Origin of the sequence: Nonomuraea coxensis DSM 45129, from assembly GCF_019397265.1 — a bacterium.
GTDB classification, from domain to species: Bacteria; Actinomycetota; Actinomycetes; order Streptosporangiales; family Streptosporangiaceae; genus Nonomuraea; species Nonomuraea coxensis.
The window spans coordinates 8,727,665-8,740,782 of sequence record NZ_CP068985.1 but is presented as its reverse complement, the minus strand read 5'-3'; the positions used below and the strand labels follow the sequence as shown (position 1 = coordinate 8,740,782).

The 13,118-nt window shown below is 70.9% G+C and carries 15 protein-coding genes; 9 read left to right on the top strand and 6 right to left on the bottom strand.

Features of this window, described 5'->3' with window-relative positions; genetic code table 11:
* Positions 1 to 16 precede the first annotated feature (16 nt).
* The 7 genes from Nocox_RS40960 (at position 17) to Nocox_RS40930 (ending at position 6,776) form a co-directional block, all read left to right on the top strand.
* Positions 17 to 826: a sugar phosphate isomerase/epimerase family protein gene (locus Nocox_RS40960; RefSeq protein WP_026213854.1), complete on the top strand. Its 810-nt coding sequence runs from the start codon at positions 17 to 19 to the stop codon at positions 824 to 826.
* On the top strand, positions 823 to 1,593 hold the full coding sequence (locus Nocox_RS40955) for a class I SAM-dependent methyltransferase (RefSeq protein WP_026213853.1): 771 nt from the start codon (positions 823 to 825) through the stop codon (positions 1,591 to 1,593). Before Nocox_RS40960 ends, Nocox_RS40955 begins: the two co-directional genes overlap by 4 nt.
* Positions 1,594 to 1,609: 16 nt before the next feature.
* Positions 1,610 to 2,194: a TetR/AcrR family transcriptional regulator gene (locus Nocox_RS40950; RefSeq protein WP_020540801.1), complete on the top strand. Its 585-nt coding sequence runs from the start codon at positions 1,610 to 1,612 to the stop codon at positions 2,192 to 2,194.
* Positions 2,195 to 2,342: 148 nt separating this feature from the next.
* The gene (locus Nocox_RS40945) at positions 2,343 to 4,448 is read left to right on the top strand and encodes a (Fe-S)-binding protein (protein ID WP_020540800.1); all 2,106 of its coding nucleotides are present in this window, start codon (positions 2,343 to 2,345) and stop codon (positions 4,446 to 4,448) included.
* A 149-nt stretch (positions 4,449 to 4,597) separates the two neighbouring features.
* Complete coding sequence (locus Nocox_RS40940) at positions 4,598 to 5,392, top strand: hypothetical protein (RefSeq protein ID WP_020540799.1); 795 nt, start codon at positions 4,598 to 4,600, stop codon at positions 5,390 to 5,392.
* Positions 5,389 to 6,456 carry a glycosyltransferase gene (locus tag Nocox_RS40935; RefSeq protein WP_020540798.1) on the top strand — a complete coding sequence of 356 codons (1,068 nt, stop codon included), beginning with the start codon at positions 5,389 to 5,391 and terminating at the stop codon, positions 6,454 to 6,456. Before Nocox_RS40940 ends, Nocox_RS40935 begins: the two co-directional genes overlap by 4 nt.
* A gap of 38 nt (positions 6,457 to 6,494) precedes the next feature.
* A complete protein-coding gene (locus tag Nocox_RS40930; RefSeq protein ID WP_026213852.1) occupies positions 6,495 to 6,776 on the top strand; it encodes a metal-sensitive transcriptional regulator in 282 nt (93 codons plus the stop codon).
* A 114-nt stretch (positions 6,777 to 6,890) separates the two neighbouring features.
* Here the strand turns inward: Nocox_RS40930 and Nocox_RS40925 are convergent, their stop codons facing one another.
* Both Nocox_RS40925 and Nocox_RS40920 read right to left on the bottom strand, forming a co-directional pair.
* Positions 6,891 to 7,052 (bottom strand): hypothetical protein, encoded by a 162-nt coding sequence (locus tag Nocox_RS40925; protein WP_020540796.1) that lies wholly within the window; start codon positions 7,050 to 7,052, stop codon positions 6,891 to 6,893.
* 214 nt (positions 7,053 to 7,266) lie between these two features.
* Complete coding sequence (locus Nocox_RS40920; protein ID WP_020540795.1) at positions 7,267 to 8,607, bottom strand: hypothetical protein; 1,341 nt, start codon at positions 8,605 to 8,607, stop codon at positions 7,267 to 7,269.
* Positions 8,608 to 8,660: 53 nt separating this feature from the next.
* Here Nocox_RS40920 and Nocox_RS40915 point away from each other — a divergent pair, with 53 nt between their 5' ends.
* Positions 8,661 to 9,563, top strand: coding sequence for a DUF1349 domain-containing protein (locus tag Nocox_RS40915; protein ID WP_157382786.1), 903 nt, complete (start codon positions 8,661 to 8,663; stop codon positions 9,561 to 9,563).
* On the opposite strand, the gene Nocox_RS40910 is transcribed toward Nocox_RS40915, so the two are convergent.
* Positions 9,535 to 10,056: a gamma carbonic anhydrase family protein gene (locus Nocox_RS40910; RefSeq protein WP_026213851.1), complete on the bottom strand. Its 522-nt coding sequence runs from the start codon at positions 10,054 to 10,056 to the stop codon at positions 9,535 to 9,537. The genes Nocox_RS40915 and Nocox_RS40910 overlap by 29 nt on opposite strands.
* A 150-nt stretch (positions 10,057 to 10,206) precedes the next feature.
* On the opposite strand from Nocox_RS40910, the gene Nocox_RS40905 reads away from it, so the two are divergent.
* Complete coding sequence (locus tag Nocox_RS40905; protein WP_020540792.1) at positions 10,207 to 11,286, top strand: hypothetical protein; 1,080 nt, start codon at positions 10,207 to 10,209, stop codon at positions 11,284 to 11,286.
* A gap of 6 nt (positions 11,287 to 11,292) precedes the next feature.
* On the opposite strand, the gene Nocox_RS43550 is transcribed toward Nocox_RS40905, so the two are convergent.
* From Nocox_RS43550 to Nocox_RS40890, 3 genes are all read right to left on the bottom strand, one after another.
* Positions 11,293 to 11,700, bottom strand: coding sequence for a hypothetical protein (locus Nocox_RS43550; protein WP_020540791.1), 408 nt, complete (start codon positions 11,698 to 11,700; stop codon positions 11,293 to 11,295).
* Between the two features lie 113 nt (positions 11,701 to 11,813).
* Positions 11,814 to 12,566 (bottom strand): GntR family transcriptional regulator, encoded by a 753-nt coding sequence (locus tag Nocox_RS40895; protein WP_026213850.1) that lies wholly within the window; start codon positions 12,564 to 12,566, stop codon positions 11,814 to 11,816.
* Positions 12,567 to 12,718: 152 nt separating this feature from the next.
* On the bottom strand, positions 12,719 to 13,099 hold the full coding sequence (locus Nocox_RS40890) for a VanZ family protein (RefSeq protein WP_020540789.1): 381 nt from the start codon (positions 13,097 to 13,099) through the stop codon (positions 12,719 to 12,721).
* Positions 13,100 to 13,118: the final 19 nt, after the last annotated feature.

The window sequence follows — 13,118 nt, the reverse complement described above, 5'->3', positions numbered from 1 at the left end:
GGCTTAGGCTGGCAACGTGGCTGATGTCATCCGCGTGCCCAATGCGAAGATCGCATTGTCCACCGCCTCGGTATATCCGGAACGCACTCCTGACGCGTTCGAGCTGGCCGCGCGCCTGGGCTACGACGGCGTGGAGATCATGGTCGGGGCCGACCCCGTGAGCCAGGACATCGACGTGATCGAGCGGCTCTCCGAGCACTATCAGGTGCCCGTGCTGGCGATCCACGCCCCCTGTCTGCTGGTCACGCAGCGGGTGTGGGGGCGCGACCCGTGGGCCAAGCTGCTCAAGGCCCAGAAGGCGGCCGAGCGGCTCGGCGCCTCCGCGGTCGTGGTCCACCCGCCGTTCCGCTGGCAGCGCGACTACGCCCGCGAGTTCGAGACCGGGCTCGCGAGGATGCGCGACGAGACGAATGTCACGTTCGCGGTCGAGAACATGTTCCCGTTGCGGGCCAGGGGCAGCGACGTGGTGCCGTACGCGCCCGACTGGAACCCGATCGACTACGACTTCCCGCAGGTCACCCTCGACCTGTCGCACACGGCCGTGTCGGGCTCCGACGCCATGGAGATGACGACCAAGCTCGGCGACCGGCTCGCCCACCTGCACCTCGCCGACGGCCTCGGCGTGACCAACAAGGACGAGCACCTGGTGCCCGGCCGGGGCAACCAGCCGTGCGCCCAGGTGCTGGAGCGCCTGGCCAACACCGGCTACTCCGGCCTGGTCGTGCTGGAGATCAACACCCGCAAGGCGGCCAGCCGCACCGAGCGCATCGACGACCTGGCGGAGGGGCTGGCCTTCGCCCGGCTCCATCTGGCGGCCACCACATGAACATCGGTCCGATGCGGGAGCTGGGCGGGGTCTTCGACCGCGTGGCCGACGCCTACGAGGCCGGGCGGCCCGGCTATCCCGACGAGATGTTCCGCGCGGTGTGCGAGCTGACGGGCGTCGACCTCGACGGCGCGACGACGATCGACGTCGGGGCGGGCACCGGCATCCTCACGCGGGCGCTGCGGGCGCGCGGCTCCCAGGTGGTCGCCGTGGACCCGGCCGCGGCGATGCTGTCCCGGCTGCGGGCGCGCTCCGACGGCGGGCCGCCGCCGGTCGCCGCCGTGCAGGGCGACGGCAACGCGCTGCCGGTGGCCGACGGGGTGGCCGACCTGGTGATGTACGGCCAGTCGTGGCACTGGCTCGACCCGGCGGCCTCCGTCGCCGAGGCGCGGCGAGTGCTGCGGCCCCAGGGGGCGATCGTGGGCTGCTGGAACCTGCACCACGCGGCCCAGGCCGCCTGGCTGGCCGCGTACGAGGCCCGCCTGGCCGCCGAGGTGCCCGCGTACTGGGGTCCGGCGGTGGAGGAGTGGGCGGTGCCGCCGATCGCCGCGGCCTTCGAGGTGATCGCCGAGCGGTGGCTTCCCTGGACCCGCCTGGTCGGCATCGAGGACTTCCTGCTGGACCTGCGTTCCCACTCGTACATGGCGGCGCTGCCGCCGGGGACGGCCGACGCGGTGGTGGAGCGGCGGCGGGCGGAGCTGCGCGCTGAGTTCCCCGAGGGCGTGCTGTCGGTGCCGATGCGGGTCTACCTGGCGGTGGGCCGGTGACCCGCGGAGCGAGGCCATGAGCACGACCAGGAGGGGGCCGGGGCGCCGGCCAGGCTCGGCGGACACGCGCGGCGAGATCCTGACGGCGGCGCGGCGGGTGTTCGCGGAGAAGGGGTTCGACAAGGCCACCGTGCGCGGCATCGCCAGGGAGGCGGGCGTCGATCCGGCGCTCGTTCATCACTATTTCGCCACAAAAGAGGGCATCTTCGCGGCGGCCATGCGGTTGCCGCTGAGCCCGGAGGTGGTCCTGCCCGAACTGCTGGAGGGGCCGCGCGAGGAGGTGGGGGAGCGGCTGGTGCGCCTGCTGCTCCGGGTGACCGGCGCGCCCGAGACCCGTGAGCCGCTGGTGGCGCTGCTGCGCTCGGCGATGACGAACGAGGGCGCGCAGGCGATGTTCCGCGAGTTCATGACCAACGCGCTGCTGTTCAGGGTGGCCGACCGGCTCGGGGTGCCGCACCTGCGGATCGAGGCCGCCTTCGCGCAGATGTTCGGCGTGGTGATGGCCAGGCACGTGCTCAAGCTGGAGCCGATGGCGAGCGCCGATCCTGAGGAGCTCGTGGCGCTGCTCGCCCCGACGATCCAGAGGTACTTCACAGGCTAGAGCATTGTTCTGGATGGGCCTGTCACCTTAGGGTATGTCGCGTACCCCGGATATGTTACCCGCCGGTAGGATCCGGGGTGAGGTCTGTATAAAGGCTGCACGTACGCTGACAGCCAACGACAGCCAACGTCGTCTGTGGGAGGACCCCGTGCTCTGGGTAGCCATCATCGGGCTCGTCATGACCGTCCTGGCGGTGGCCCTCGCCGGCCGCCGGGTTCAGTTCCTGTACAAGCTCGCCACCGTGGGGCCACCCGCGCCCGAACGCGTCGAGTACGCCAGGGCGAACGCGGGCGAGGAGCTCAAGGCGCAGCTGGTCGAGGTGTTCGGCCAGAAGAAGCTGCTCAAGTGGACGCCGTCCGGCGTGGCCCACTTCTTCGTCATGTGGGCGTTCTTCATCCTGCTGACCGTCTACATCGAGGCGTACGGCGCGATCATCCAGGGGGCGATCACCGGCCGCCCGGACTTCCACATCCCGATCATCGGGCAGTGGGCGGTCCTCGGCTTCCTCCAGGACTTCATAGCGGTCGCCTGTCTCCTCGGCCTGGTCGCCTTCGCGGTCATCCGGCTGAAGAACTCGCCGAAGACGCTGGGCCGCAGGTCGCGCTTCTCCGGCTCGCACCTGGGTGGCGCCTGGCTCGTCCTGTTCATGATCTTCAACATCATCTGGACGCTGTTCCTGGCCCGCGGCGCCGCCGCCGCCAACGGCAACCTTCCCTACTCCTCCGGCGCGTTCGCGTCGCTGGCGCTCGGCGAGGTGCTGCCGGCGAGCGGGCTGCTGGAGGAGATCGCGCTGCTCCTGCACATCGGCTTCATGCTGGTGTTCCTGGTCATCGTGGTGAACTCCAAGCACCTGCACATCTTCACCGCGCCGCTCAACGTGCTCTTCTCCCGCCGGCCCGACGGGCTCGGCGCCGCGACGGAGATGCGGGTGGACGGCAAGCCGGTCGACTTCGAGGACGAGGACCTCGACCCCGAGCGGCTCGGCCGGGGCAAGATCGCCGACACCACGTGGAAGGGCTTCCTCGACTTCTACTCCTGCACCGAGTGCGGCCGCTGCCAGTCGCAGTGCCCGGCCTGGAACACCGACAAGCCGCTGTCGCCCAAGATGCTCATCCTCGACCAGCGTGACCACGCCTTCCAGGTGGCCCCCTACCTGCTGGCCGCCGCGAACGGCGTCGAGCACAAGGACACCGACGTGCTGGCGCTGCTGGAGAAGCCGCTGGTCGGCGAGGACGGCGTGATCCACCCCGACGTGCTGTGGTCGTGCACCAACTGCGGCGCCTGCGTCGAGCAGTGCCCGGTGGACATCGAGCACATCGACCACATCCTCGACATGCGCCGCTACCAGGTGATGGTGGAGTCGTCGTTCCCGTCGGAGGCGGGAGTGATGGTCAAGAACCTGGAGAACAAGGGCAACCCGTGGGGGATGTCCGAGATGAAGCGGGCCGACTGGATCGAGGAGCTCGACTTCGAGGTCGAGATCGTCGAGGACAAGATGCCCGAGGGCACCGAGTACCTGTTCTGGGTCGGCTGCGCGGGCGCGCTGGAGGACCGTGCCAAGCGGACCACCAAGGCGGTCGCGGAGCTGCTGCACATCGCCGGCGTGAAGTTTGCGGTGCTCGGCCCGATGGAGGCGTGCTCCGGCGACCCGGCCCGCCGCCTGGGCATGGAATACCTGTTCAACATGCTCGCCCAGCAGAACATCGAGACGCTCAACGAGGCGGGCGTCAAGAAGATCGTGGCGACCTGCCCCCACTGCTTCAACACGCTCGCCAACGAGTACCCGCAGCTCGGCGGCACCTACGAGGTGGTGCACCACACCCAGCTCCTGGCCAAGCTGGTGGACGAGGGCCTGCTCACCCCGGTCACGCCGATCGAGGAGAAGATCACCTACCACGACCCGTGCTTCCTGGGCCGCCACAACAAGGTCTACTCCCAGCCCCGCGACATCATGGCCAAGGTGCCCGGCGTGCAGGCGCAGGAGATGCACCGGCACAAGGACCGCGGCTTCTGCTGCGGCGCGGGCGGCGCGCGCATGTGGATGGAGGAGCGCATCGGCAAGCGCATCAACACCGAGCGGGTGGACGAGGCGCTGACCACCAACCCCGACACCGTCTCCACCGCGTGCCCGTTCTGCATGGTGATGCTCGGTGACGCGATCAACGAGAAGAAGAACAGCGGCGAGGCGAAGGAGTCGCTGGAAGTCGTGGACGTCGCCCAGCTCCTGATCAAATCGGTCAAGGGCGCGTCCTAGAAGACGCAAAACGGAGCTCCTCCACACCTTGTGTGGAGGAGTTTCGTGTGTCGACAAGGGTGGCTACGAGAAATCTGCCATCCACATAACGGGAAAATCACGGTAACCTCAACGTCGCATGGGTCTATTCGACGGGGAGGGGGCTCGCGATGGGCGTCGTCGTCACCGACGCCGAGGTGACCCTGGCCGACGTGCTCTCCCTGCGACTGGCCATCGACGAGCCACTGCGCGAAGGCACCGAGCTCGTCCTGCGGCACCGCACCACGGGGGTGGAGCGCGAGGTGCGTCTCGGCACGCCGGGAGCGCGGGCTCGGGAGGCCACGCTGGCGGTCTCGCTGGCGCCGCTCGACCTCACCGCCGGCCGCTGGGACGCCTACCTGCGCCACGACGGCCGGCGCAACCGGCTCCAGAGCGTCGATCCCGGCTTCTCGCTCGACCATCTCGACACGTACGCCCTGTGCAGGCGCACCCTCGCCTACCGCTCCTACCGCACCCGCAACGGCTACCTGGCGCTGAAGATCACCGACGCCGAGCCGGGGGCCGAGGTGCGGAGGGTGTGGTTCAGGGAGGGCCGCTTCGAGGTCATGGGCCTGCTCACCTACACCGGGCTGGAGGACGACGACTCCCGCCACGAGGCCACGCTCACCCTCGACCGGCGGCAGGCCGGCGCCCGGGTGTCGGCCACGGCGTACGTGCAGGGCGTGCGCTTCCACGCGGCCGTCTCGCTCGTGGACGTGCTCGCCGCCGACCCCGACGGCGCGGGCACGTGGGAGCCCGCGCTCCAGGTCGCGGGCGTGCCCGCGCCGCTGCGGCTCGGCTCGCGCCTCGACGACGTGGACGGCAAGCGCCGCCGGCTCCACTATCCCGCCGCCGAGGTCGACGGCGTGCCCGTCCGGCCCTGTTACACCGCCGACGACGAGTTGCGCATCGAGGTGGGCGCATGAGGATCGCCCTGCTCCTGCCGTCCGCCTACGGCATGCGGGGTGATGTGCGCGCCACGCTCAACCTGGCCAACGCCCTGGCCGAGCGGCACGAGGTCGAGGTGATCAGCGTGCGGCGGCAGAAGGAGAAGCCGTTCTTCCCCGTCGGCCCCCGCGTCGTCATGCGCAGCGTCGTGGACGCGAGGCCCGGGGTGCGGCACCTGCTGCCGCGCGGCCAGGTGCGCACCGAGGTCGCGCTCTGGCGGGTGCTGCGTGGGCTCAGGTGCGACGTGCTCGTCACGACCAGGCCGGGGCTCGGCGTCCAGGCCGCCAGGCACGCGCCGCGCGAGGTGCTGAAGCTCGCCAGGGAGTGGGCCAGGCCGGCCGTGCCGGCGCCCGTCAGGCGGTTCTACCCGCGCCTCGACGCCGTCGTGGCGGCCACGGAGGCGGGCCAGGAGGAGTGGGGCAGGCTCCTCGACGGCGGGCCCGCCGTGCACTTCGTCCAGGACGCGCTGCCGGCCGGCCCCTGGCCGCGCTCGCGCATGGACAACAGGATCGTCGCGGCCGGGGGCCGCTGGGTGGCCGTCAAGGGCTACGACCGGCTGGTCAGGGCGTTCGCGGTGGTGGCCGACAAACGCCCCGACTGGCAGCTCCGCCTGTACGGCGGCGGCCCCGAGGAGCGCCGGCTGCGCGCCCTGGCGCAGGAGCTCGACCTGCACAACCACGTCTACTTCATGGGCACCACTCCCGACCTCGCGGGCGAGTTCGCCAAGGCGTCGATCGTGGCCCACCCCTCGCGCGGCGACGACCAGGCGATGACCGTGCTGGAGGCCATGGGCTGCGGGGTGCCGGTGGTGGCGTACGAGGGGGCGCGGGCCCCGGCCGAGTTCGTGGCCACGGGCTACAACGGGGTGCTGGTGCCGGAGTCCGGCGCCGACGAGGAACTGTTCGCGGCGGCGCTGCTGGCCCTGATCGACGACGAGCGCAGGCGGCGCTCGCTCGCGGCCGGCGCCCTGGACACCGCGGCCCGGCACGCGGCGGCCGAGGTCGCCGGTCAGTGGGAGAAGCTGATCGCGGATCTCCGCTGACCCCCGCCGCCTATACGGGTTACGGGTACCGTAGAACCATGCATGGGTACAGCGGAGACAAGCAGGCATATCTGACGCGGCTCCGGCGAATCGAGGGCCAGGTCAGGGGCCTGCAGCGCATGGTCGAGGACGACGCCTACTGCATCGACATCCTCACTCAGGTCTCCGCCGCCACGCGGGCGCTCCAGGCGGTGGCGCTGGGCCTGCTGGAGGAGCACATCTCGCACTGCGTGGCCGACGCGATCAACACCGGCGGCCCGGAGGCCGAGGCGAAGGTGAAGGAGGCGTCCGCGGCCATCGCGCGCCTTGTCCGGTCCTGAGGTCCTGAGAGTGCGGGCATCCTCCTTTCGTAGGAGGCGGCCCGCGCAAGTGACTAGTTATGCGAAACCCCGGGAACTAGGTCCCCGGGGCTCGGTAATCGTCGTGATGCTTCTTCAGCGGCTCGCCGAAGTCCGCAATCCGAGCGCGTCGTCGAGTTCGTCCAAGGTCAGCCGCCGCTCGCTGACAGCCACGGCCGTGAGCACCTCGGCGTAGAGCGCAATCTCGTCCAACGCGACACGGTCGTGGACCCGAGAGTCCAGGTCGTCGTGCCCCACCGCGTCGTCCTTTCCTTCCGCAGCCCACACCCTCTTCGAGGTTACGGGGGGACCCCCTTCGGGCGACATGGCCCATCGGAGTCATTCCTTTCGGCGCCCCGGGGCCCCAGTGGGGTCATATCCCGAATCGGAGATCACAATTCAGCGAAATTACTGAGACTTCGAGTGTTAGAACGATATAGGCGAGGTAAGGGGGAAATAGCGGGATTAGTGGTTAGATGTGACCAGTGTCGTGCACATGATGATCATCGCGTTCGTGCACCAGCTTGCTCAGGAGCGCCGACTGCCCGGCGAGCCCCCGCTCCGGCACCCTGGCCCCCGACAGACGTTCCCACGCCCGCCCCATCGCGTACGCGGCCCCCAGCACCCCGGCCGCGCTCGTCCGGTCGGGCGGCGCCACCTCCAGTACCGGCGACGGCACGGTCGACACCCCGCCTCGCGGGCCGGCGGGGAAACCCTCGGGCGCGGTCGTCTCGGCGACCGAGGTCTCGGTCATCCCCGCCCGCTCCAGCTCCTCGTACGCCGCCCTCAGCCGATGGTCCAGCAACGGGGGCAGCCGCCGCCGCGAGTCGGCGAGGTCGGCCAGGAACCCCGCCGTGGCCCGCGCCGGGTCGGGCGTGAAGGCCAGCGCCTCGGCCAGGTCGTAGACGGCGTGCCGGAAGTGCGCCGCGACGTCCGTCTCCGGCAGCAGCGCCCGGCCCAGCCGCGCCGGGGTACGGGCCAGCCACGCCCGGCGCACCTCCTCCGCGCCCCCCAGGCCGTCGTCCAGGCCGGGGTGACGCAGCGCGGGCTCGACCATGGTGAGCAGCGCGAGCGCCCGCGGCCTGAACCGGGTGTCGGACATCAGGATCTGCGCCGTGTCGGCCATCACGGCGGCCAGGCGGCGCGACTCCCTGACGCGCCCCGCCTGCGCCCGCTCCACGACCGGCGTGACGAGATCGAGCAGCGGCGGCGCGGGCAGCCAGCGCACCCACTCGTCGCCGGGCAGCGGCCTGCGGAGATATTCGCCGAACACGGTGAGCAGCCGCTCGTTGCCGTCGAAGGCCGGCGCGTACGCGCACCACATGATCGTGCCCCACACGGCCGCGACCGTGCTCGGCACGTCCCTCGCGAAGATGTCGTCGAAGGCCGTCAGCGGGTAGTCGAGCTCCGACTTGCGCCCGCAGGCCCGTACGAGCACGCGCAGCCGCTCGGTGAGGCCGGCGGAGACGTCGGGGCCGATGAAGGCCATCGTGGAGCCGGGCTCGGCGTGGAAGTCGGGGCCGGACGGCACCACGTCGGGCGGCAGGTCGGCGGCGGCGTGCCGCACCTCGCGGGCCCGCTCCCCCCGGGGCGGGGGCGCGAGGTGCCAGCGGCCCGCGGCCGGGTCGTGCAGGTGCCAGCGGGCGTGCGCGCCGAACAGCCACCGGTCGCCGTCGCGCGTGACGAGCACTCTGGCGGCCAGCACGTGCGCGCGATCGGGCATCGGGAGCTCCGGCCAGCGCGGGTCGGCGACCATCGCGCGGACCGCCGCCTCGGTGGCGGTGAACGCATCCCAGGGTGGCACGGGCGTCATCGTACTTGGCGGTCGTGGATCATCCGTCAGCGGAACACGGCAGAATGAGCGCTATGAGGGCGAAGGTAGCAGGGACGTTGGCGGTCGCGAGCGTGCTCGCCGGATGCGGCACGGCGACCTCGGCCGAGCCCACGCTCAGCGGGCCCGGCATGCTCACTCTCGACCGGGCCACCCCTCCCGAGCCCGGCGGGGAGGTGGGCGGGGCCTCGACCGAGTTCGCGAAGGCGACCGACCTCGCCATGTGGACGAAGCTGAGCGACACCGAGAAGGACGTCGACCGGATCGCCAGGCTCGACGCGAACAAGACCGCGAAGGGCATGCTCTACCTGGAGCCCAGGACGTCGGCCTGGTTCGACGGCTTCCGCGGCCCCTTCCTCTACCAGGACCTCGCCGGCGACATCGTCATGCACGCGCGGGTCAAGGTCGAGGGCAAGGCGGGCGGGAGGCCGAAGCGGAAGTTCTCGCTCGGCGGCCTCATGGCCCGCCAGCCCGGCTCGTACGCCACTCCCAACTGGGTCTCCATCACCACCGGCACCGGCGAGAAGAGCGGCCAGATCGAGGTCAAGTGGACCGAGAACGGCAGCTCCAAGCCGAAGGAGATCCCCGTCAAGGCCGGCTGGGTGGACCTCGTCCTGGCCCGCGCGGGGCGCGCCTTCGCGGCGCTCTACAAGGAGGAGGGCGGCACGTGGAAGGTGGCGCAGCGCTGGGCCTCCACCTTCCCCGACGCCCTCCAGTGGGGCGTCACCGCCTACACCGACTGGGAGAGCTACGCGGCCGTCAAGCAGGACCCGGCGAAGGCCAACGCCCGGCAGGTCAAGGGCCTGCCCGACCTCAAGCTGACGGTCGACTTCGTCCGGTTCCTACGGCCCGAGCTGCCGGACTACGCCGACCCGCTGAACGACAAGTCGGTGCCGGACGACGTGCTCGTCAAAGTGCTGACGCCTGCCGGTGCCTGAGCGCCTTGGCGACGTAGTTGTCCGGGGTGCGGGCGAAGGAGGCGCGGTCGTCGTCGGTGAGCTCGCGCACGATCCGGCCGGGCACCCCGGCGACCAGCACGCCCGACGGGATCTTCTTGCCGGGCCCCACCAGCGCTCCCGCGGCCACCAGCGTGCCCGCGCCGACGCGGGCGCCGCCGAGCACGATCGCGCCGATGCCGATCAGCGCGCCCGACTCGACGTAAGCGCCGTGGACCATGGCCTTGTGGCCGAGGCTCACCCGGTCCTCCAGGACGGCAGGCTCACCGGGGTCGGAGTGGAGGCAGCACAGGTCCTGTACGTTGCACTCCTCGCCGATCTCGATCCGCTCGTCGTCGCCCCGTAGAACGGAGCCGTACCAGATGCTCGACGCCCGGCCGACGCTGACCCGGCCGACCACGGTCGCGCCGGGGGCGACGAACGCCTCGGGATGGATGTCGGGGACGGCTCCCGCATCCAATGCTGCTATGTACATTCGACACATCGTAATTCCCGGCCCGGGTATGGCGTTCCGGTTGCGGACGTGGGCAGATGGCAGGAAAGTCGTTTCCTGACGTCTTGCTGTCAGACCCTCACAACCCGCAGTTCTCCCCCGCCTCACGCAATCCACCCTTAGGTAACCCCCATGATGAACCAGCACGACAGCTTCCCCGACCTGATGCAAGAGGACACCTTCGAGGTCGTCATGCGCGGCTACAACCGCCGCCAGGTCCACGACTACATGCTCCGCACCCGCAACCAGATCCGTGATCTGGAGGAGCGGCTGGCGCGGGCCATCGACCAGGCCGAGCAGGGCCGCATCGAGCTGGCGGAGGCCCGGCGGCGCATGGTCGAGACGCCGCAGAGCTACGAGGACCTGAGCCCGAGGCTCGCCCAGATCCTCAAGCTCGGCGAGGAGGAGGCCACGGCCAAGAGGGCGGAGGCGGAGGCCGCGGCCACCCATCTGCGTGAGACGGCGCACGCCGAGGCCGAGCGGCTGCTGACGACCTCCCGCGAGACCGCCGACAAGATCCTCACCTCCGCGCAGGCCGAGGCGGAGCGCCGGGTGAACGAGGCCACGCAGGCCGCCGAGCGCATGCTGTCCCAGGCGGGCGCCGACGCCGACGAGCAGCTCACCTCGGCCCGCGCCGAGGCGGAGGAGACCGTGCGCGGGGCGCGGAGCGAGGCGGAGCGCCTGCTGACGACGGCCCAGGCCGAGTCCGAGCAGCTGATGCAGGACGCCGCCGCCCAGGCGGAGCAGATCGTCACGGGCGCGCGGGGCGAGGCCGAGGCGATGCTGGCCGAGGCGCGCCGGCGTACGGCGGCGCTGGACGAGCAGGCGGGCCGGCGGGTGGACTACCTCACCAACACGCACACCGAGGTGGTGCGGCGGCTCAACGAGATCGGCTCGGTGCTCGGCGACCTCATGCGCACCGAGGCGGGCGCGGGCCCGCTGGTGCCCGAGGCCATCGCGCCGCCGAGGCAGCAGCCCCAGCTCCCGGCCCACTCCGAGTCCCCGTCGGAGCTCCCGCCGGAGGCCGAGCCCCAGCCCCAGCCCCAGCCCCAGCCCCAGTCACAGGAGCGGCCGCAGCCCCATCCGCAGGACGACGTGCGGATGATCGTCGAGGACGACGACGAGGAGGTGCCGTCGCGGGAGGCCGGCTCCGAGGCGCGGCCGGCCCCCGACGACACGGAGGTCACCGTCATCCGGATGCCTCCGAGGTAGGCGGCGTCAGGAGCGGAAGCCTCCGCCCCCGATCGGGTCGGAGGCTTCCGCGCTCGTGGCCCCGCCGTTCTGGTGGCCCGGTGCCGGGGCCGCCGAGACGCTGGACCCGGCACCGGGCTGCTCGTGTGCGCCCGCCGCGGGCTGCTCCCGCCGCGGACGCCGGGGTGGACGTCGGGGTGGTGCGGGGCCGGCTCCCCAGTCCTGCGGCTCGCCGGCCCGTCGTTCCTGGTCCCGGAGGTGGTCCCGCAGGCCCTCCGAGTCGTCCGCGTCGATGGTCATCGCGCATCCGGCCTCGCGCTGTTCGGCGCTCAGCGGATGGTGTCTCGTGGCCCACCAGCGGCCCGCGTCGCTCCGCCAGATGGTCCACTGGGGATATTCCCGGGCGATCTCGGCGAGGTGCCGATCAAAGGACATCGCTGTCCGCCTTCCGGGGTCCCCAGGTGAGGTTGCCATCTCCTTAGACGATGAATGACTTCTCTAGAGAATTCAAGGGCAGGTCAACCTAACGCTTGACACATCGGGTTGAACTAGGCGTCGAAGTCGTACTGGAGTACGTATGCCGCCGAGTCCAGGACCATCTCGTTGACCTCGACGGGAAGCCCGCCCGACGTGTACGCCGTGCGCGCGATGACGATGACGGGGGTGCCGCCGGGCAGGTCGAGCAGCGCGCTCTCGCGCGGTTGCGGCATGCGGGCGCGTACCTCCTCGGTGAAGTGGGCGGGGGCGGCGCCGAGGTCGCCCAGCCGGGCGTAGACGCCGCCGGGGCCGGTGTCGGGAAGGGTGATCGCGCTGTCCTGGACCAGGTGCGCGGGGAAGTAGGACGCCGCGAGCTGCACGGGCCTGGTGTCGACCGAGTAGCGGCGGCGGCGTACCCACACCTCGGGGCTGTCGAGGAGGCCCGCCACGTCCTCGGCCGCGCGCTCCAGAGCCACCTCCAGGTGATCGACGGTGAACGGCCGGCCATGGGTGTCGGCGTCCCAGATGGCCCGGCCCTGACCCCACTGCTCGCGTGACAGCCGGCGTGAGCCGTGCCGCCGGATGGGTTTGAACAGCCGCACGTAAACCCCCGAACCTCGTCTGGGCACCGCCAGCCCTTCGTTGATGAGTACGGCAAGCGCCTGCCTGGCGGTGGCTCGCGCGATTGCGTAGTCGGCCATCAGTGCGTTCTCGCCCGGTAGTCGGTCCCCGTCACGCAGCTCGCCGGCCAGGATCCGGGCGCGGAGACCGTCGGCGATGCGGCGATAGATAGGGGGCTCGTGGGGTACCGGGGATTCAGACAACTTTGATCACCCTCTGTCACCAACCAGGTTGTGGCGTCTCCAGAGAACTTGCCCCGTCTTGCCCACGATCGCACAGATACAGAGGTTGGTCGCGTGCTGTTTTTGAGCTGATCGTGCCCGTGTGGTGAACTACGCGGCGTTTAAGCGGACCGTTACCGGGCCACCGACCCGGCCGGTATTCGCCCGGCCCACCAGCGGCGAGTAACCAACGCGAAGATCACCGCGCCCGCCGTGTTGAGCAGGACGTCGTCCACGGACGAGAAACGTCCCAGTCGCAGCGCGAGTTGCAGCACCTCGACGAGGACCGAAAAGGCCGCCGCGACCGCCGCAACCCGGCCGGGCGAGGCCATCGCCGCGGTGCGCAGCGGCGCCGGGCGGCCTGCGCGGGCGCGGCGGCGGAAGAGCAGCACGACCGCGAACGGGGTCAGGAACAGCGCAAACGTACCAGCAATAATGACGGATCCCCACAATTCCCACGTCTGCGCCATCCGCTCATGATGGACAGCGATCAAGGGGTACCGGAAGATGTCCATTCGGACAGGTCCTTCCCGC

What these genes read in the sequence shown, in the direction of transcription:
- Nocox_RS40955 (WP_026213853.1), top strand. Translation starts at nt 823, where the DNA reads ATGAACATCGGTCCGATGCGGGAGCTGGGCGGGGTCTTCGACCGCGTG.
- Nocox_RS40935 (WP_020540798.1), top strand. Translation starts at nt 5,389, where the DNA reads ATGAGGATCGCCCTGCTCCTGCCGTCCGCCTACGGCATGCGGGGTGAT.
- Nocox_RS40910 (WP_026213851.1), bottom strand. Translation starts at nt 10,056, where the DNA reads ATGTACATAGCAGCATTGGATGCGGGAGCCGTCCCCGACATCCATCCC.
- Nocox_RS40905 (WP_020540792.1), top strand. Translation starts at nt 10,207, where the DNA reads ATGATGAACCAGCACGACAGCTTCCCCGACCTGATGCAAGAGGACACC.
- Nocox_RS40930 (WP_026213852.1), top strand. Translation starts at nt 6,495, where the DNA reads ATGCATGGGTACAGCGGAGACAAGCAGGCATATCTGACGCGGCTCCGG.
- Nocox_RS40890 (WP_020540789.1), bottom strand. Translation starts at nt 13,099, where the DNA reads ATGGACATCTTCCGGTACCCCTTGATCGCTGTCCATCATGAGCGGATG.
- Nocox_RS40915 (WP_157382786.1), top strand. Translation starts at nt 8,661, where the DNA reads ATGAGGGCGAAGGTAGCAGGGACGTTGGCGGTCGCGAGCGTGCTCGCC.
- Nocox_RS40940 (WP_020540799.1), top strand. Translation starts at nt 4,598, where the DNA reads ATGGGCGTCGTCGTCACCGACGCCGAGGTGACCCTGGCCGACGTGCTC.
- Nocox_RS43550 (WP_020540791.1), bottom strand. Translation starts at nt 11,700, where the DNA reads ATGTCCTTTGATCGGCACCTCGCCGAGATCGCCCGGGAATATCCCCAG.
- Nocox_RS40950 (WP_020540801.1), top strand. Translation starts at nt 1,610, where the DNA reads ATGAGCACGACCAGGAGGGGGCCGGGGCGCCGGCCAGGCTCGGCGGAC.
- Nocox_RS40920 (WP_020540795.1), bottom strand. Translation starts at nt 8,607, where the DNA reads ATGACGCCCGTGCCACCCTGGGATGCGTTCACCGCCACCGAGGCGGCG.